Below are 17,451 nucleotides of genomic sequence, written 5' to 3' on the forward strand. Positions count from 1 at the left end.
ACACCCGGATCAGAATGGAAGAGTCTTATCTATGCAGGTCTGGCCGGGACAGGCGTATCCCCTGGGCGCCACCTACGACGGCGCTGGAACCAATTTCGCGGTCTTCTCCGAAGCCGCGCACAGAATCGAGCTGTGTCTGCTCCATGACGACGGCTCGGAGACGGCGGTGGAGCTGCGCGAGACGGACGCCTTCGTCCGGCACGCCTATCTGCCGGGAGTGATGCCGGGTCAGCGGTACGGGTTCCGGGTCCACGGTCCGTACGCGCCGGAGCTCGGGCAGCGCTGCAATTCGGCGAAGCTGCTCCTGGACCCGTATGCCCGTGCGGTCTCGGGCTCGATCGACTGGGGCGAGGCGGTGTACGGCTATCACTTCGGGCGGCCGGACTCGCGCAACGACCTGGACTCGGCGCCGCACACCATGACCTCGGTCGTGGTCAATCCGTACTTCGACTGGGGCGACGACCGGCGCCCGCGCACCGACTACCACCGTACGGTGATCTACGAGGCCCATGTGAAGGGCCTGACGATGCTCCACCCGGAGCTGCCGGAGGAGCTGCGCGGGACGTACGCCGGGCTCGCGCACCCCGCGGTGATCGGCCATCTGAAGGAACTGGGTGTCACGGCACTGGAGTTGATGCCGGTGCACCAGTTCGTCAACGACCACCGGCTGGTGGACGCGGGCCTGTCGAACTACTGGGGCTACAACACCATCGGATTCTTCGCCCCGCACAACGCCTACGCCTCCTGGGGCGACCGGGGCCAGCAGGTGCTGGAGTTCAAGTCCGCGGTGCGGGCGCTGCACCAGGCGGGGATCGAGGTCATCCTCGACGTGGTCTACAACCACACGGCCGAGGGCAACCACCTCGGCCCGACGCTCTCCTTCCGGGGGCTGGACAACCCCTCGTACTACCGGCTCGCGAACGACCGCCGGTACTACACGGACACCACCGGCACCGGGAACTCGCTGCTCATGCGGTCCCCGCACGTGCTTCAGCTGATCATGGACAGCCTGCGGTACTGGGTGACCGAGATGCACGTCGACGGCTTCCGCTTCGACCTCGCGGCGACGCTCGCCCGGCAGTTCCACGAGGTCGACCGGCTGTCCTCGTTCTTCGACCTGGTGCAGCAGGACCCGGTGGTCAGCCAGGTCAAGCTGATCGCCGAGCCGTGGGACGTGGGCGAGGGCGGCTACCAGGTGGGCAACTTCCCGCCGTTGTGGACGGAGTGGAACGGCAAGTACCGGGACTGCGTGCGAGATCTGTGGCGCGGCGAGCCCCGGACGCTCGCGGAGTTCGCGTCCCGGCTCACCGGCTCGTCCGACCTCTACCAGGACGACGGGCGACGGCCGCTCGCCTCCGTCAACTTCGTCACCTGCCACGACGGCTTCACGCTGCGCGACCTCGTCTCGTACAACCAGAAGCACAACGAGGCGAACGGCGAGGGCAACCGGGACGGCGAGGGCTACAACCGGTCCTGGAACTGCGGTGCCGAGGGCGAGACGGACGACATCGGCACCAACGAGCTGCGCAACCGGCAGATGCGGAACTTCCTCGCGACGCTGATGCTGTCGCAGGGCGTGCCGATGCTCAGCCACGGCGACGAGTTCGGGCGGACGCAGGGCGGCAACAACAACGCGTACTGCCAGGACAACGAGGTGTCCTGGGTGCGCTGGCCGGATCCGGACGCCTCGGAGGAGGGCACGCTGCTGGAGTTCACCCGCGCGATGGCGCGGCTGCGCCGGGACCATCCGGTCTTCCGGCGCCGTCGCTTCTTCCACGGGCGGCCGGTGGAGGGCACGCACGACGAGCTCACGGACATCGCCTGGTTCACCCCGGAGGGCGAGGAGATGACCGCGCGGGACTGGCAGGCGGCGCACGCGCAGGCGCTGTCGGTCTTCCTGAACGGCAACGCGATCTCGGAGCCGGGGCCGCAGGGCGAGCGGATCGCGGACGACTCGTTCCTGCTGATGTTCAACGCGTCGTCGCAGGAGCTGGAGTTCGAGGTCCCGGTCAACCACGGCCAGACGTGGCGGGTCGTGGTGGACACCTCCCACCCCGAGGGCATCCCGCCCCAGGAGGGCCCGAAGGTGGCGGCGGGCGAACGCGTGACGCTGGCGCCGCTGAGCCTGACGGTCCTCAGACGCCCTGCGTAGGGCGCGCCGGCAGAGTCCGGGGGGTGGGCGTCGGCCCGGCGCCCGCCCCCTCCTCACTCCGACGCCGGCCGCTCCTCAGGGGCTCGGGAGCAGGTCCCGGGGCTCGGGCTCCCGGGCGCCGACCCGGACCGTCCACGAGAGCAGCGCGCACAGCGCCGCCGCGACGACGGCGACGGCGAACGCCGCCCCCGCCCCGTGCGTGTCCGCCAGCCGACCCGAGAGCGCCAGCGCGAGCGCCTGTCCGCCGACGATCCCGCTGGTGAGAAACGCCATGGACTCGGCAAGTCGCGACGCGGGGACGGACCGCTCGGTGAGACCGAAGACGGTGATCAGATGCGGCGCGTACGCGGCGCCGAGGACGATCACGACCCCGTACAGCGCGACCAGCGAGTCGACGAGGAGGAGCGGGGCGGACAGGACGACGAGCGCGGCCGTCGCGACCCGCCATCGCGTCGCCGGCCCGATCCGGGCGGGCACGGCGGCCATGGACAGCCCCACCGCGGCGCTCATCACCCCCATCGCCGCGTAGACGAGCCCCGCCTGCGCGGGCGCCCCGAGCCGCTCGGTGAGCGCGGTGATCCCGGCCTGCGAGGCTCCGAACATCGCGCCCTGAAGGACCATCGTGATCCGCAGCGCGTACGCGGCCCCCGGCAGCCGCCCCCGTTCGGCGGCGCCCGTCCGGGTGGTGACGGCCCGTGCGGTGCCCTCGGCCGCGCGGGCCGACGGGTGCAGCGCGAAGGCCGTGCCGCACGTGGCCAGGAGCGCCGCCGCGAGGAGCAGCGCAGCGGCCGGATGGGCCAGCGCCGCCGCGAGGCCGACGAGGGCGGGGCCGAGGACGAACGAGACCTCGTCGAGGGTCCCTTCGAAGGACAGCACCGTCCCCACCGTCCGGTCGTCCGCGCCGGAGCGCCGGACCAGCGCCACCGACCGGGTCCGGGCGAGCGGCCCGACCTGGGGAACGGTCGCCCCGGCGAGCGCGCCGAGGACCATGAGCCAGCCCGTCGCCGCGTGCGCCAGCGCCGCGAGGACGAGCGCGACGACGGCCACCGCGTTGGCGAGGGAGGCGGACAGGACCACCCCGCGCTGGCCGCGACGGTCGGCCAGCCGGCCGATGACCGGTCCCGCCACGGTCTGTCCCGCCGCGAGCGCTCCTCCCGCGAGTCCCGCCGTCGTCAGTGATCCGCTCGTCTCGGAGACCAGGAGGAGACTGCCGAGCTGGCACATGGCGGTGGGCAGCCGCCCCAGGAACGAGACCACCGGCAGCCCCGGCCCGAGCAGGGACAGGGTGTCGCGATACATACGGAGCATCGGCCGAACGTAACGCGATGCACACGAACGGACGCATGAGGCGATGACACAGAAGCCTCCACGCCGGGTACGTACGTTCGCATGACGCCCTCGTCCACCGTCCCGACGGTCCCCACCGCCACCTATCGGCTCCAACTCCAGCCGGAGTTCCCCTTCTCCGCGGCCGAGCGGGCTGTTCCGTACCTCGCCGGCCTCGGGGTGTCCCATCTGCACCTCTCCCCCGTCCTGGAGTCCGTGCCCGGCTCCACGCACGGCTACGACGTGACCGACCACCGCACGATCCGGCGGGAGCTGGGCGGTGAGGAGGGGCTGCGGGCGCTCGCGGCGGCCGCCCGCGCGCACGGTCTCGGTCTGGTCGTGGATCTGGTGCCCAATCACATGGCCGCGTCGCCCGCCCACAACCACGCGCTGCACGCGGTGCTCCGCGAGGGCCCGGACTCGCCGTACGCCCGCTGGTTCGACATCGACTGGGAGGCCGGTGACGGCCGGGTGCTGCTGCCCGTCCTGCCGGCCCGGCTGCCGGACGTCCGGGAGCGGCTGCGTGTCGCCGACGGCGCGCTGCACCTCGACGGGCAGGCGTTCCCGCTGCGCGCGGGCACCGAAGGACTGCCGCTGCCCGAACTGCTCGACGCCCAGTGGTACCGCCTGGCCTGGTGGCGCCTCGCGCGTACCGAACTCAACTACCGCCGCTTCTTCACCATCTCGGAGCTGATCGGGGTGCGGGTCGAGGACCCCGAGGTGTTCGGCGACACCCACGGCAAGATCGTGGAGCTGGTGCGGGACGGGGTGATCGAGGGGCTGCGGATCGACCATCCCGACGGGCTCGCCGATCCGGAGGGCTATCTGGAGCGGCTGCACGAGGCGACGGGCGGCCGGTGCTGGACGGTGGTGGAGAAGATCCTCACCGGTGCGGAGCCGCTGCCGCCCGCCTGGCCGGTGGCCGGGACCACCGGCTACGACGCCCTGCGCTATGTGGACGGGGTCTTCGTCGACGGCGCGGGTGCCGACGAACTTCGCGACGTGTACCGGGAGTTCGCCGGACGCGCCGGTGACCGCGGCGGCATCTGGGAGGCGACGGCCCGTCGCGCCGCGTACAAGGTCGTGACGCACGAGCTGTCCGCCGAGACGACCGCCCTCACCCGGATCGCGGGGCGGATCTGCGCCGCCGACCCGCGGCTGCGCGACCACGCGCCGTGGGCGCTGCGCACGGCGATCCGTGAACTGCTGGTCCGGGTGCCGGTGTACCGCACGTACCGGAACGGCGGAGAGGCCGTCCTCACCCCCGAGGCGGCGCGCGGGGCGAAGGCGGCCTTCGCGGTGCCGGAGGAGGCCGCGGCCGTGGACACCGTACGGGACCTGGCGCTCGGGCGGCTCGGTGACGGGCCGGAGCACGAGGCGTTCCGGGCGAGGTTCGCGCAGACGTCCTCCGCGCTGCGGGCCAAGTCCGTGGAGGACACGGCCTTCTACCGCTACACCCCGCTGCTCTCGGCGAACGAGGTGGGCGGCGATCCCGGTCGTCCGGCGGTCGCGCCCGAGGAGTTCCACGCCTACTGCATGCGGCTGGCCCGGGACTGGCCCGCCACCGGGACGGTGCTGACCACGCACGACACCAAGCGCAGCGCGGACGTGCGGGCGGGGATCGCCGTCCTGTCCCAGTGCCCGGGGGTCTGGGCCTCGCTGCTGGAGGAGGTGTCGGGTGTGCCGGCCCCCGATCCCCATCTCGCGTGGACGGCGTGGCAGACGGCGTTCGGCTTCGGCACCCCCGATCCGGAGCGGCTCGGCCCCGCGGTGCTGAAGTCCGTACGGGAGGCGGGGCTGCACACCAGCTGGACGGAGCCCGACGCGGTGTACGAGCGGGCCGTGGCCGACTTCGTGGCGGCCGGGCCCGGCCGCATTCCGTTGCGGGCCGCGTCGGAGGCGGCCTTCGCCCTGGAGCCGCACATCCGGGCGCAGATGCTGGGCGCGGCGCTGGTGCAGCTGACGATGCCGGGGGTGCCGGAGCTGTACCAGGGGACGGAGCGGGAGTACCGGGCGCTGGTCGATCCGGACAACCGGCGTCCGTTCGCCATCGGGCCGGACGACGACAAGACGGCGCTGGTCAGGGTGGCGCTGGCGCTGCGGCGTCGGCATCCGGAGCTCTTCGGCGCGGCCGGGAGTTACGTGCCGCTGCCCGCGTCGGGCTCCGCGTCCCACCACTGTCTGGCCTTCGCCCGGGGCGACGGCGCGACACCGGAGGCGATCACGGCGGTCACCCGGCTCCCCCTGCGCCTCGCGGAGGCGGGCGGTTGGCAGGACACGGAACTGCCGCTGCCGCCGGGGCCGTGGTTCGACCTTCTGGACGGGGCACGGGAGTTCCGGGGCGGCACGGTGGAGCTGGCCACCCTCTTCGCCGACCGCCCGGTGGCGCTCCTCACCCGCAGGGGGGACTTCCAGGGCACGCCGTGAACGTGCGTCCGCCGGATCGTGCCGGGCTCGCGGAGTGATGCCGGGAGGCGCCCTAGCCGCCCGGTCGTACCAACAGGTTCCGCGGGAATCGGGTGATGACGCCCGCGTGTTCGGGGCGGAAGCCTTCCGCGAGGCGGAGCCGGGGCATGGCGTGGAACAGGGCCCGCAGGGCGTACTCCGCCTCCAGGCCCGCGAGGAGGACCGCCGGGCAGGAGCCCCGGCCGTAGGTGAGCTGGTCGGCGTCCTCGCGCAGCGGGTCGTAGCGGTCCGGGTCGCGGAAGCGTTCCGGGTCGCGGCTCGCCGCGCCGATCAGGAGGGCGACCGGCTCCCCGGCGGGGATCGTGCCGCCGCTGACCCGTACCTCGGCGCCCGTGCGCCGGACGGCGATCTGCACGGGCGGGTCCCGGCGCAGCGACTCGGCCCAGGCGCGGGCGATGGCTCCCGCCGGGGCGTCCAGCAGGGCGAGCGCGTGCTCCCGGTCGACGAGCACGTTGGCGAGGAAGTTGGCGAGGGCCTTCTCCCGTACCGCGATCTGGCCCGTGCACTGGCCCGCCAGCGCGGAGGCGGCGCGGCCGCGCACCAGCCGCATCATGTCCCGGTAGGGCACCCCGACGGCAGCGGCGACCGTGCCGGCGGGAAGCCAGTGGCAGAAGTCCGCGACCAGGTCCGCCTGGCGACGGCCGGCGATGCGCCGGGCGAGGACGAAGGCGGTGCGCGCGGCGGCGCTCCTGAGTTCGGCCTCGTCGACGGCGACGTGCGTCTGCGCGCAGGGCGGGTCGCCGGGCCGGTGTCCGTGGGTGAAGCGGGAGTCGGTGAGGGCCGTGGCGACGTCCGCGTACCGGCTCAGCACCCACGCCCGCAGCAGCGGGTCGTACGTGAGCGGGAACTGCTCCCGCAGCACCCGGTGCACCCGGTGCGGGTCACGGCCGGCGCCGGGATCGAGGGGGCTGGGCGCGACGGTCCGACTGGGCGAACGCTCGCCGACGAACGGCGTGTCCGGCCGCAGCCGTGCCGCGCCGGGGCCGTTCGCCCATACGCGCGGGGCCTGTGCGGGCTCCATGCGTGGCACGCTCGCCCAGCCGTCCGGCCGTATGCCCGCGTTCGGCTCGTCGTTCATCGTGCCCCCTGTCGGAACACCTGTCGGAACAGCGTGGATGCGTCTCCTCACCCCACCATCGCGCCGGTGCCGGCGCAGCCCGCGTTCCTCCGAACGGGTGATGACGACGGTCGGCCGGATACGCGAGCGGGCCCCGCGCCGTCCTGCCCCCGGGGGCCCTCGTTCCGTCGGGGCGTGGGCGGTCGTGCGACCTCCGGCCGGTCCCGCGGCGGTGTTCGGATCTCCACGGGCCGGCGGGAGGCCGTGCGACGTCCCACCGGCCCGTGGCCGTACCTCAGAGCTCCACCGGCTTCGCGGACGCCGTGACACGCCCCGTGCGGACCACCGTCGCCTCCGACGAGTGCCGCGGCCACCAGGCGCGCTCGCCGAGGAGGGCCATCGCCGACGGCAGGATGATCGCGCGCAGCACGATCGCGTCGAAGAGGACGGCCACCGTCAGGCCCACCGCGATCTGCTTCATCTCGACGCGGTCGATGAAGAGGAAGCTGACGAAGACCGACACCATGATCACCGCCGCGCTCGTCACCACACTCGCCGAGCCGGCGATCCCGTCGACCACCGCCTGACGCGTCGGCACCCCCCGCTCCACCGCCTCCCGGATCCGGCTGACCACGAAGATCTGATAGTCCGTGGAGAGGCCCACGAGGATCGCGAGCACCAGCAGCGGCGTACGGGAGCCGACGAAGCCCAGCGACTCGAAGCCGAGCGGTCCTTCCGCCCAGGTCCCCTGGAAGACCAGGGTGAGGACGCCCCACGCCACCAGCACCGCCGCCAGGTTGAGCACCATGCCGAGGGCCGCCATCACGACCGAGCGGAACGCGGCGTACATGATCGCCAGGGTGGCGAGGGCGACGAAGAGAACCACCCAGGGCAGCCGCTCCCGCTGGTGCGCCGCGTAGTCCGCGCCGGCCGCGATCTCTCCGGACACGGCCCACCGCAGCCCCGGCACTCCCTCGACGGCCGCCGGAAGCAGCTGCCCGCGCACCTTCTCCAGGGAGCGGGCCGCCTCCGCCGAGTTCGCGGCGTACGGGACGGGCAGGGTCAGCAGCGCCGTGCGCCCGTCCTCGGCCGTGCGTACCACCGGCGCACGGTCCTGCGCGAACAGCGCGTCGCCGCGCGTGGCCCCGGCCAGCTTCCGGAGCGGCGCGGCGGGGTCCTCGCCCCGTACCAGCACGAGATGTGCGGGCCCCTCGGAGGGGAAGGCCGTCACGAGCCTGTCGTACGCGGCGACGGCGGGGATGCTGTCGGGGAACGTCTCCTTGCCCTCGGTGCCGAGCTTCATCCCCAGCGCGGGCGCGGCGAGCGCGACGGTGGCGACGAGGCCGGTGACCAGCGCGGCGAGCGGACGGCGCACGACGGGCCGCAGCAGCCGGGCCCACAGCCGCCCCTCGCCGCCGGCGCGCCGCCGGCGGCCGATCCGGCCGCCGTCCATCCGGTGGCCGAGCGTGGACAGCAGGGCGGGCAGCACCGTCAGCGAGCCCCCGACGGCCACCAGCGTGACGAGGATCGCGCCGGTGGCGATCGAGGAGAAGATCACGTCGCCGACGAGGTACAGGGCGGCGAGGGAGAGCGCGACGGCGAGACCGGAGTCGACGACGGCCCGTCCCGAGGTCGCGGCGGCCAGTTCGACGGCGCGGGCGTGGGAGATCGTGCCGCCGGAGCGTTCGCGCTCCTCTCTGGCCCGCTTGAGGTAGAAGAGCGAGTAGTCGACGCCGACGGCCATGCCCATCATGAAGATCACGCTGAGCGCCGCGCCGCCCGCGTCGGGGAAGACCCAGGAGGCGAGCCCGTACAGGCCGACCGAGCCCGCGAAGGCGAAGACGGCGAGGAGGACGGGGATGCCGGCGGCGAGGACCGCGCCGAAGACGACGAAGAGGATGAGGAAGGTGACCGGGAGGCTGATCATCTCGGTCCGCTGGAGGTCCTGGCCCTGCTTGTCGTTGACGGCGACGGAGATGGAGGCGCTGCCCGTCTGCTCGATCCGCAGGCCGGGGTGGGCCCGCTGGACGGCGGCGGTCTGCGCGAGCAGCGCGTCGACGTCCTTCTTCGCGGTCTCCCGGTCTCCGCGCAGCGTGACGGAGATCCGCAGGGCGGCGCCGTCACGGGCCGCGACCGGCGCGCCGACCGACTCGACGGCGGGCAGGCCGTCCATCCGGCGGCGGATCTCGCCCGCGGCGGCCGTGGGTTCGTCGCCCGCGGTACGGGCCGTGCGCTCGATCAGCACCTGCTCGACGGGAGGCGGCGTCAGTCCGCTGTCGGAGGCCATGGCCTCGGCCCGTCCGGCCTCACCGATCCAGAAGTCGGCGAACGAGCCCTTGTTCGTGCCCGCGGCGGCCCCCGCGCCGACGCACAGCGCGAGCAGCAGCACCCAGCCGGAGATGGCCTTCCAGGGGTGCGTGGCGCACCACTGCGCCGTGCGGACGGTGACCGGAACTCTGCCTCGCGGCTGCTGACCTGGTGTCCTCATGGTGATCAGCCTCCCGTCGGAGACGTCACCCGGTCACTGGTGGACTCCGGTGTCCCGGCGGGGGGTTACCCCCACCCGTAGGGGAAGTCCCCCACCGGCTGCAGTGGTTGCCCGGGACGCGTCGGGCTGCGCCGGGCCGTCCGCTCGCCGCGGTCGAACGCGGACGCGGACGCGGACGCGAACGCGAACGCGAACGCGAACGAACGTCACGCACCGTCGAATGTCACGTGCCGGTCGAGCGCGACGCGCCGTCGAACGTCCCGGGTCGCGCCCGTCTCTCGCCGGTCAGCGGACCGAGAGCCGGAAGGACATCTGCCCGAACGCCACCATGTCGCCCGCCCGCACAGCTACGGCTCCGGTGACCCGACGGCCGTTGACGCTCGTGCCGTTGGTCGAGCCGAGGTCGCGCAGGACCCACATGCCGCCCTGGAGGGAGAGTTCGGCGTGGAGCCTGGAGACGGTCTCGTGGCTCAGCCGCAGCCCGTTCACCGGGTCGCGGCCGATCCGCAGCGGGTGCGGACCCGGTTCGGGCAGCAGCAGCTTCGGCAGCCGCTCGGCCTGCCAGGCGCGGCCGAGCTTGGCCGTGAACGCGGACATCTTCTCGACCGCGCCCACCACCCGCCGGGTCCAGCCGGACTCGGTCTGCAGATCGGCGGTGAGCAGGGCCAGTTCGTCCGGCCGGCGCGCGACGAGCGCGCGCTCCATCCGGTAGAGGAAGGTGTCGTGCGAGAGCCTGCCCTGCGCGGCACCCTCACGGAGCAGCACCAGCGCACGATCCCGCTCGGCGTCGGTGAGCCGCGCGGAGTGCGTGGAGAACTCGAAAGGGGTCGTCACACCGTGATTGTCGGTCCGATGGGCCGGACGTGTCCAGAACGGGGCTCGTCGCACGGCCGACAGGGCTGCGAACGGCCCGGTGGACGTCGCCGTGGCGGACGTCTTCGCCCACGTGGGTGACGCGACGGCCGCGCGAGCGATCGACTTCCTCCCGGACACACCGGGCGCGCCCCGGCCCCGACTGCCAGGATGGACGCCGTAGTCGTTGTCGCTGCGTGGTGTCCGTCGACGAGGGGATCCGACCGGTGCTGTTCGAGGTGTGGGCCCCGCGGGCCCGTGACCGGGTGACGCTGGAGCTGAACGGCACCGAGCAGCCCCTGGAGCCGGACCCCGAGCGGGCCGGCTGGTGGACCGGTGTGGCGGCGGCCGGGGACGGCGACCGGTACGGCTACTCCCTGGACGGCGGTCCCGTACTGCCCGACCCCCGGTCGCGCCGCCAGCCGGACGGGCCGGACGGGCTCAGCGCGGTCGTCGACCACTCCGCGTACGTCTGGTTCAACGAGTCCCCCCGGCTGCGGCTGCGCGCGGCGGTCCTCTACGAGCTGCACGTCGGGACCTTCACCCCCGACGGAACCCTCGACGCGGCGGCCGAGCGGCTCGGGGAGCTGGCCGGGCTCGGCATCACCCATGTGGAGCTGATGCCGCTCTGTCCTTTCCCGGGGATCCGCGGCTGGGGGTACGACGGTGTCGCGCCGTGGGCGGTCCACGAACCGTACGGCGGGCCGACGGCGCTGAAGCGGTTCGTCGACACGGCGCACGGACTCGGGATGGGCGTGATCCTGGACGTCGTCCACAACCACCTCGGCCCGTCAGGGAACCATCTGCCGTCCTTCGGACCGTACTTCACCGACACGCACCACACCCCCTGGGGTGCGGCGGTGAACCTGGACGCGGCGGGCTCGGACGAGGTCCGCGGGTATCTGCGGGACAGCGCGCTCGCCTGGCTCCAGGACTACCGGATCGACGGACTCCGGCTGGACGCCGTGCACGCGCTGGTGGACGACCGGGCGCTGACGTTCCTGGAGGAACTGTCGGAGGCGGTGGACGAGCTGGCCAGGGAGCAGGGCCGCCAGCACTTCCTGATCGCCGAGTCCGACCTCGCCGATCCGCGGACGACGACTCCGCGCGTCGCGGGCGGTCTCGGCCTCCACGCCCAGTGGAACGACGACTTCCACCACGCCCTGCACACCACGCTCACCGGGGAGTCCCAGGGGTACTACGCCGATTTCGCGCGCGCCCCGCTGGCCGCGCTCGCCAAGACCCTGACCCACGTCTTCTTCCACGACGGGACGTACTCGACCTTCCGGGGCCGCCACCACGGACGGCCGGTGGACCGGGTCCGTACCCCCGCGCACCGCTTCCTCGGCTACGCCCAGACCCACGACCAGATCGGGAACCGGGCGCTGGGCGACCGGCTCTCCGCGACCCTCTCCCCCGGCCTGCTGGCCTGCGCGGCGACGCTCGTCCTGACCGGGCCGTCGGTCCCGATGCTCTTCATGGGCGAGGAGTGGGGCGCGAAGACGCCCTGGCAGTACTTCACCGACCACACGGATCCGGAGCTGGCGGAGGCGGTGCGGCGCGGCAGACGAAGGGAGTTCGCGGAGCACGGCTGGGCGGAGGAGGACATCCCCGATCCCCAGGAGCCCGCGACCCGGGACCGTTCCGTCCTGGACCGCACGGAACGCGAACGCGCCCCGCACAACCGGCTCCTCGCCTGGCACCGCGAGCTGATCGCGCTGCGCCGCACCCTGCCGGACCTCACCGATCCGGACCTGGCGGCGGTGCGGGTCGCGTTCGACGAGGAGGCCCGCTGGCTGGCGTTCCGCCGAGGGGTGCTGCGGATCGCGGTCAACCTGGGCAAGGCGCCGGTGGAGATCCCGCTCGGCACGAACGGCCGTGACCGGGTCATCGCCGCCTGGGAGCCCGTCGACGCCCCGGGCGAGGACGGCATGCTGCGGCTGCCGGCGGAGTGCGCGGTGGTGCTGACGGACGGGTGAGCCCGGCGGGGTGGAGTCCCGAGCCGATCGGATCACGGTCGGGCCTGTCCGTGACGGATCACGGTCGGGCCTGTCCGTGACGGATCACGGTCCGGCCTGTCCGTGACGGATCACGGTCCGGCCTGTCCGTGGCGCGCGCCGCCCTGCGACGAGGGCGGCACGCGCACCGCCTGATCACTCCACGATCGCCATCGCGTGCGGCGTGTTGTTGAAGCGGCGGCCTCCGCCGGTGCCGCCCGGGCCGTCCTCGGTGGCCGTCACGATGTCCTCGATGCGGACCCCGAAGCGGCCCGGGAGATAGACGCCGGGCTCGATGGAGAAGCACATCCCCGGCACGATCGGCCGCTCCTCCCCCTCGATCATGTACGGCGGTTCGTGGGTGGTGACGCCGATGCCGTGGCCGGTGCGGTGGATGAAGTACTCGCCGTAGCCGGCGTCCGCGATCACCTTGCGGGCCGCGCGGTCGACGTCCTGGCAGGCCGCCCCGGGGCGGACCGCCTCGAAGCCCGCCTGCTGGGCCTCCCGCACCACGTCGTGCACGCGCCGTTCCTCGGCGGTCGGCTCGCCGACGTGGACGGTGCGGGTGGTGTCGGACCCGTACCCGTGCTTGAGCCCGCCGAAGTCGAGGACGACCATGTCGCCGCGCTGGATGACCCGGTCCCCCGCCTCGTGGTGCGGGTTCGCGCCGTTGGGGCCGGAGCCCACGACGGTGAAGTCGACCTGGGAGTGGCCGAACCGCATGAGCAGCGCGGCGAGGTCGGCGGCGACCTGGGTCTCCCGCCTGCCCTCGAAGCGGACCTTGAGGATCTCGCCGTACGCCTGGTCGGCGGCGGCGCCCGCGGCCGCGATCCGCTCCAGCTCGTGGGCGTCCTTGACCGCCCGCAGCATCGGCAGCGCCTCGGTCAGGGAGACGTACGAGGTGCCGGGCAGCGCCTTCTGCAGCCCGAGGAGGTGCATCGCCCAGGCGTTGTCGCTGACGCCGAAGCGGCCTTCGGCTTCGAGGAGGGGCGAGGTGACGGTGTACGGGTCCTTGCCGTCGGTCCAGTCCCGCAGGGTGAGTGCGGCGGCGCCCGGGGCCTGTTCCGCGTCCGGGGCCTCCAGCGTCGGTACGACGAGGACCGGGTCCTGGCCGGCGGCGAGGACGAGGACGGTGAGCCGCTCGGTGATCGCGGTCGGCTGATATCCGGTCAGGTAGACGAGATCCGGACCCGGTGCGACGAGGACTCCGGCGAGTCCGGCGTCGGCCGCCGACGCGGCGGCGCGCTCCATGCGGGCGCGGTAGTCGTCGGCGGTGAAGGGCGCGGGCGTACGGGACTCGGGCGTACTCGACATGGGATCATCCTGCCCGCCGAGCCTCCGGGACGCGACCGCTCAGCGCCTGTCAGGTCCCGGTCCCTGGGCGATGAGGCGTTCGAGCAGCTCGTGGAAGTCGTCCCCGACGACGATCCGCAGCTCCCCGCCGTCCGCGTCCCGGTCGCTCAGCTGGGTGAGCGTGCCGCCGCGCCACCAGAAGACGTACGGGCTGATCGCGCCGGGGGTGTCCTCGTAGCCGGAGGCGGCGAACGAGGCCATCGCACCGAGCGCGGGCACGATCGTGGTGTCGCGGATCGGGTGGAAGGCGAGCTGGTGCCGGAAGGGCATCGCCACCAGGGCTCCGTGTTCGCCGAGCGGCTGTCCCGTGACGCGGCGCACCACGGTGTCCAGGTCGAGGACGCGGCTCGCGGTGTAGAAGGAGTCGCCGAGGAGCACCTCGAAGCACATGCCGTCGGCGTCCCGGACCGTCTCGTGGCCCTCGACGGGCAGGCCGCGCAGGTTGGCGAGTGCCCGGTCGCGCAACCGGTCGACGTCGCCCAGCGGTGCGAGTGCCTCGTCGGTGAGCATCATGACGCTCTCCGGCAGGTCGAGGGCGAGGATCTCGTACAGGCCCGGCGCGACGCTCCGTGCGTAGCCGAAGGTCCCGGGGTCGATGCCCTCGCCGCTGACCACCCGTGGGTAGAGCTGGGAGCGGATCTGCTCGGGCGGGAGGGTGTCGAGCGCGGACGGGCCGTCCATGGTGCGCAGCACGAGGCCGACGTGACGGTGGATGAGTGCGGGCCAGGCGCGTGGTCCGCGCCGGTCGTTGTGGCAGACGGCGGCGAGGTTGCCGAGACCGAACCGGCGGCCGTCGGCGTCGCACACCAGGTCGGCGTAGACGGTGACTTCGAGGCCGAGCTCGGCGAACGCCTCGCGGACCCGGCCGCGGAAGAGGGCCGCCTCACGCTCGGAGAAGTACGAGAACTCGGGGTCCCTGGGAGCGTCGTCACCGTCACGCCTGGGTCCTCGCCGGAACAACCCCACGTCCGCCCGCCTTCCGTCGCCTGGAGAACAGCCTAGGGGGTGCCGAGTCGATCAGGTGGCGAGTCGCCAAGTCGACTCGGCGACCAGGGACGCCGCCAACTCGGCCGCCGACGGGCCGGGTTCGAGCCCGCCGTGGAGGAGTTCGGTCCGATGCACCAGGCGGGGCGCGCTCAGCGGCACGGCGACGGCGCCCGCGATCCCCGTGGCGAGGGAGACGGGCAGCAGGGTCAGGCCGTGGCCCGCCGCGGCCAGCGCTACGAGGGCACGGGTGTCGGTGCCCTCGTAGCGCAGTGCGGTACGGAAGCCGTGGCCGGCCGGGCCGCCGTGCGCCGCGCGCAGCCCGTCGAGCGGGATCCCGGCCTCGGGGGCGTCCAGCCAGCGCGCGTCGACGAGGTCCGCGAGGCGCAGTCCGGGTCGGACGGCCAGCGGATGGCCCGCGGGCAGGATCACGGCGAGCGGTTCCTCGAAGACGCGGACGGCGGTGAGCGGGGCGACGTCCGGAAGCCTCAACGGGTCGCTGGGCGCGGCGAGTCCGTCGACGAGACCGAGATCCGCGGCTCCGGTCGCGACGACACCCGGCACCTCGTCGCGGGGCAGCGTGCGCAAGGTGACGCCGGAGGCGGGGAGCGCGGCGAGCGCGCGGGGACGCAGGGCGAGCGGGGCGGCGGCGACGGTCACCGTCCGGCGGGGCGCGTCGGCGAACCGGGCGAGGTCGGCGCGGGCCGCGTCGAGCCGGAGGAGGAGGGACCCGGCGTGTTCGAGGAGGCGCTCGCCCGCGGGCGTGGGGACGACGGGGCGGCGGCCGAGGAGCGGCAGGCCCAGGTCGCCCTCCAGGGCGGCGATGTGCTGGGAGACGGCGGACTGGGTGTAGCCGAGCTCACGGGCCGCCTCGGAGAAGGAGGCGAGCCGGGCGACGGTGACGTACGTACGCAGGAGGTGCGGATCCATGGCCATAAGCATTCACGATGGAGCGTGCAGGAATCATCGTTGGACGTGAACCAGGCTGTCCGACCAGCATGGTCGGCATGACGAAGATCGCCCGAGTCGCCCTGGTCGGCGACCGTTCCCCGCACGTGAAGTCCCATGTCCGTGTCCCCCTGTTGCTGGACGCGCTGGCCGAACGCGACGGCCTCGTGCTCGACGCGTACTGGATCCCGACCGGGGACGCGGAAGCGCCCGGCGCCGTGCAGGGCTTCGACGCGGTGTGGGTGCTGCCGGGGAGCCCGTACGCGAGTGAGGCGGGTGCGCTGGCGGCCGTCCGCACGGCGCGGGAGGACGGGATTCCGTTCCTCGGCACCTGCGGTGGCTTCCAGCACGCGCTGCTCGAGTTCGCCCGGGACGTCTGTGGTCTGAGCGGCGCCGCGCATGCCGAGAACGACCCGGCGGCGGCCGACGACGACCTGCTGATCGCGCCGCTCGCCTGTTCCCTCGTGGGCCACGAGGGGGCGGTGCGGGTGACGCCGGGGTCGCTCGCGGAGTCCGTGCTCGGCGCGGAGCGGACGACGGAGCGGTACCACTGCGACTACGGCCCGGACAGCCGTCGTCTGGACACGCTGCGGGCCCATGGCCTGCGCTTCACGGGCGAGGACGAGGAGGGCCGGGTCCGGATCGCGGAACTGCCCGGGCACCCGTTCTTCCTGGCGACGCTGTTCCAGCCGGAGCTCGCGGGCGACGGCTCGCGCCCGCACCCGATCGTCCGGGCGCTGGCACGAGCGGCGACGGAGCGGGCGCGATAGGCCGCCGGCCCGTTGCCGCTCGGCCCGTCCCCGCTCGCCCGTCCCCGCTCGGCCCGTCCCCGCCGGAACGTCCCCGCCCGGCCCGTCCCCGGCGGCCGGGGACGGGCCGGGCGGGGCGGGGCGCCGTGCGCGACGGCGCCGCCTACACGGCGGCGCGGCCGAGTTCGTGCTGGTCGACGGCTTCGCGGACCGCGTCGACGAAGGCGTTCCAGAAGTGGGCCTCGTCGGCCGTGCCCTTGCCCGCGGTCGCCCTGCGGTCGCCGGCGCTGCCGAAGGTGCCGAACATCGCCTTGCGCAGCTCGGTGGAGATCTCCAGCTGGGCACCGGCCCCGGTGCTGGTGCGGTTGACGATGTTCGCGGGATCGTCGCCGTTCAGCGGGGAGTTGACGCCCGCGAGGACCACCGTCACGTCCAGGCGGGAGGTGCCGGTCCCGGTGGTGAGGCCGTGCGCGGCGAAGGCGGCCGCCAGGTTGCGCATCAGGCGCTGGTCTCGGCCGCCGATGAGGATCTGCTTGGCCGGGCCGGTCTCCGGGGCGAAGCCGTGGAGGGAGACGGCGTACAGGTTGTTCCCGCAGACGGCCAGCGCGGCCGGGTCGTCGCAGTTGGTCGAGGTGACGTGCAGGTCGCTGGAGGACGCGAGCCCCTCGAACATCCAGTAGTCGCGCTGCGGCACACCGGCCACGGCGGCGGGCGCGGTCCCGGCACCGGCGAGCGTGTACCCGGCGATGGCGAGGCACAGTTCGCTGGTGCCCGCCTCGATGCCACCGCCGTGCGGGGCGATCACCGCCGTGCTGCGGACGGGCTCGCTCGTCCCGCTCGCGTTGTCGAGGAGCTCCGCCGGGGCGCCGCCGCGGCGGAAGCGCCGCATCCAGTGGACGCCCTCCTGGTAGGTACCGCTGCTGTACAACGCCGTGTTCGAGGGGAACTCGACGGCGGCGGTGGTGGCCGCGGCGGCCTTCGCACCGTTCCCCGCGAGGTCGTTGATCAGCGGGAGGCCGGCGGCAGCGGCGGCCATGGAGGTGAGGATGGTGCGGCGACTGGTCGTGTTCATGCGGTGA

General features: G+C 73.6%; 12 protein-coding genes. 4 read left to right on the forward strand and 8 right to left on the reverse strand.

The features are described from left to right. Positions 1-31 precede the first annotated feature (31 nt). Positions 32-2,152: a glycogen debranching protein GlgX gene (glgX, locus tag AB0D99_RS11885; protein WP_362359264.1), complete on the forward strand. Its 2,121-nt coding sequence runs from the start codon at positions 32-34 to the stop codon at positions 2,150-2,152. A gap of 75 nt (positions 2,153-2,227) precedes the next feature. Here the strand turns inward: glgX and AB0D99_RS11890 are convergent, their stop codons facing one another. Further along, positions 2,228-3,451: an MFS transporter gene (locus AB0D99_RS11890; protein WP_362359476.1), complete on the reverse strand. Its 1,224-nt coding sequence runs from the start codon at positions 3,449-3,451 to the stop codon at positions 2,228-2,230. Positions 3,452-3,541: 90 nt separating this feature from the next. Between AB0D99_RS11890 and treY the strand changes: the two genes are divergently transcribed. Beyond that, positions 3,542-5,905, forward strand: coding sequence for a malto-oligosyltrehalose synthase (gene treY / locus AB0D99_RS11895; protein ID WP_362359266.1), 2,364 nt, complete (start codon positions 3,542-3,544; stop codon positions 5,903-5,905). A 52-nt stretch (positions 5,906-5,957) separates the two neighbouring features. On the opposite strand, the gene AB0D99_RS11900 is transcribed toward treY, so the two are convergent. From AB0D99_RS11900 to AB0D99_RS11910, 3 genes are all read right to left on the reverse strand, one after another. Continuing rightward, the gene (locus AB0D99_RS11900; RefSeq protein ID WP_362359268.1) at positions 5,958-7,022 is read right to left on the reverse strand and encodes a cytochrome P450; all 1,065 of its coding nucleotides are present in this window, start codon (positions 7,020-7,022) and stop codon (positions 5,958-5,960) included. Positions 7,023-7,296: 274 nt separating this feature from the next. Then, positions 7,297-9,489: an MMPL family transporter gene (locus AB0D99_RS11905; protein ID WP_362359271.1), complete on the reverse strand. Its 2,193-nt coding sequence runs from the start codon at positions 9,487-9,489 to the stop codon at positions 7,297-7,299. Positions 9,490-9,774: 285 nt separating this feature from the next. After that, positions 9,775-10,323: a DUF1707 and FHA domain-containing protein gene (locus tag AB0D99_RS11910; protein ID WP_362359273.1), complete on the reverse strand. Its 549-nt coding sequence runs from the start codon at positions 10,321-10,323 to the stop codon at positions 9,775-9,777. Positions 10,324-10,568: 245 nt separating this feature from the next. Between AB0D99_RS11910 and treZ the strand changes: the two genes are divergently transcribed. Further along, the gene (gene treZ / locus AB0D99_RS11915; protein ID WP_362359275.1) at positions 10,569-12,320 is read left to right on the forward strand and encodes a malto-oligosyltrehalose trehalohydrolase; all 1,752 of its coding nucleotides are present in this window, start codon (positions 10,569-10,571) and stop codon (positions 12,318-12,320) included. A 174-nt stretch (positions 12,321-12,494) separates the two neighbouring features. On the opposite strand, the gene AB0D99_RS11920 is transcribed toward treZ, so the two are convergent. From AB0D99_RS11920 to AB0D99_RS11930, 3 genes are read right to left on the reverse strand one after another with little or no spacing between them, the layout of a single operon-like run. Further along, positions 12,495-13,652, reverse strand: coding sequence for an aminopeptidase P family protein (locus AB0D99_RS11920; RefSeq protein WP_362359277.1), 1,158 nt, complete (start codon positions 13,650-13,652; stop codon positions 12,495-12,497). 39 nt (positions 13,653-13,691) lie between these two features. Next, positions 13,692-14,657, reverse strand: coding sequence for a hypothetical protein (locus AB0D99_RS11925; protein WP_362359278.1), 966 nt, complete (start codon positions 14,655-14,657; stop codon positions 13,692-13,694). 51 nt (positions 14,658-14,708) lie between these two features. Then, positions 14,709-15,605 (reverse strand): LysR family transcriptional regulator, encoded by an 897-nt coding sequence (locus AB0D99_RS11930; RefSeq protein ID WP_362359280.1) that lies wholly within the window; start codon positions 15,603-15,605, stop codon positions 14,709-14,711. 77 nt (positions 15,606-15,682) lie between these two features. Between AB0D99_RS11930 and AB0D99_RS11935 the strand changes: the two genes are divergently transcribed. Then, on the forward strand, positions 15,683-16,393 hold the full coding sequence (locus AB0D99_RS11935) for a hypothetical protein (protein ID WP_362359282.1): 711 nt from the start codon (positions 15,683-15,685) through the stop codon (positions 16,391-16,393). Between the two features lie 142 nt (positions 16,394-16,535). On the opposite strand, the gene AB0D99_RS11940 is transcribed toward AB0D99_RS11935, so the two are convergent. Next, entirely contained in the window at positions 16,536-17,444 is a 909-nt protein-coding gene (locus AB0D99_RS11940) for a poly-gamma-glutamate hydrolase family protein (RefSeq protein WP_362359285.1), read from the reverse strand. Positions 17,445-17,451: the final 7 nt, after the last annotated feature.

The sequence above is a fragment of the Streptomyces sp. NPDC047971 genome, assembly GCF_040653355.1.
In the GTDB taxonomy this organism is placed as follows: domain Bacteria; phylum Actinomycetota; class Actinomycetes; order Streptomycetales; family Streptomycetaceae; genus Streptomyces.

Bases quoted from the DNA above. Each gene is read 5' to 3' on its own strand.
- treY (WP_362359266.1), top strand. From the start codon at position 3,542: ATGACGCCCTCGTCCACCGTCCCGACGGTCCCCACCGCCACCTATCGG.
- AB0D99_RS11890 (WP_362359476.1), bottom strand. From the start codon at position 3,451: ATGTATCGCGACACCCTGTCCCTGCTCGGGCCGGGGCTGCCGGTGGTC.
- AB0D99_RS11920 (WP_362359277.1), bottom strand. From the start codon at position 13,652: ATGTCGAGTACGCCCGAGTCCCGTACGCCCGCGCCCTTCACCGCCGAC.
- AB0D99_RS11905 (WP_362359271.1), bottom strand. From the start codon at position 9,489: ATGAGGACACCAGGTCAGCAGCCGCGAGGCAGAGTTCCGGTCACCGTC.
- AB0D99_RS11900 (WP_362359268.1), bottom strand. From the start codon at position 7,022: ATGAACGACGAGCCGAACGCGGGCATACGGCCGGACGGCTGGGCGAGC.
- AB0D99_RS11930 (WP_362359280.1), bottom strand. From the start codon at position 15,605: ATGGATCCGCACCTCCTGCGTACGTACGTCACCGTCGCCCGGCTCGCC.
- AB0D99_RS11935 (WP_362359282.1), top strand. From the start codon at position 15,683: ATGACGAAGATCGCCCGAGTCGCCCTGGTCGGCGACCGTTCCCCGCAC.
- AB0D99_RS11940 (WP_362359285.1), bottom strand. From the start codon at position 17,444: ATGAACACGACCAGTCGCCGCACCATCCTCACCTCCATGGCCGCCGCT.
- glgX (WP_362359264.1), top strand. From the start codon at position 32: ATGCAGGTCTGGCCGGGACAGGCGTATCCCCTGGGCGCCACCTACGAC.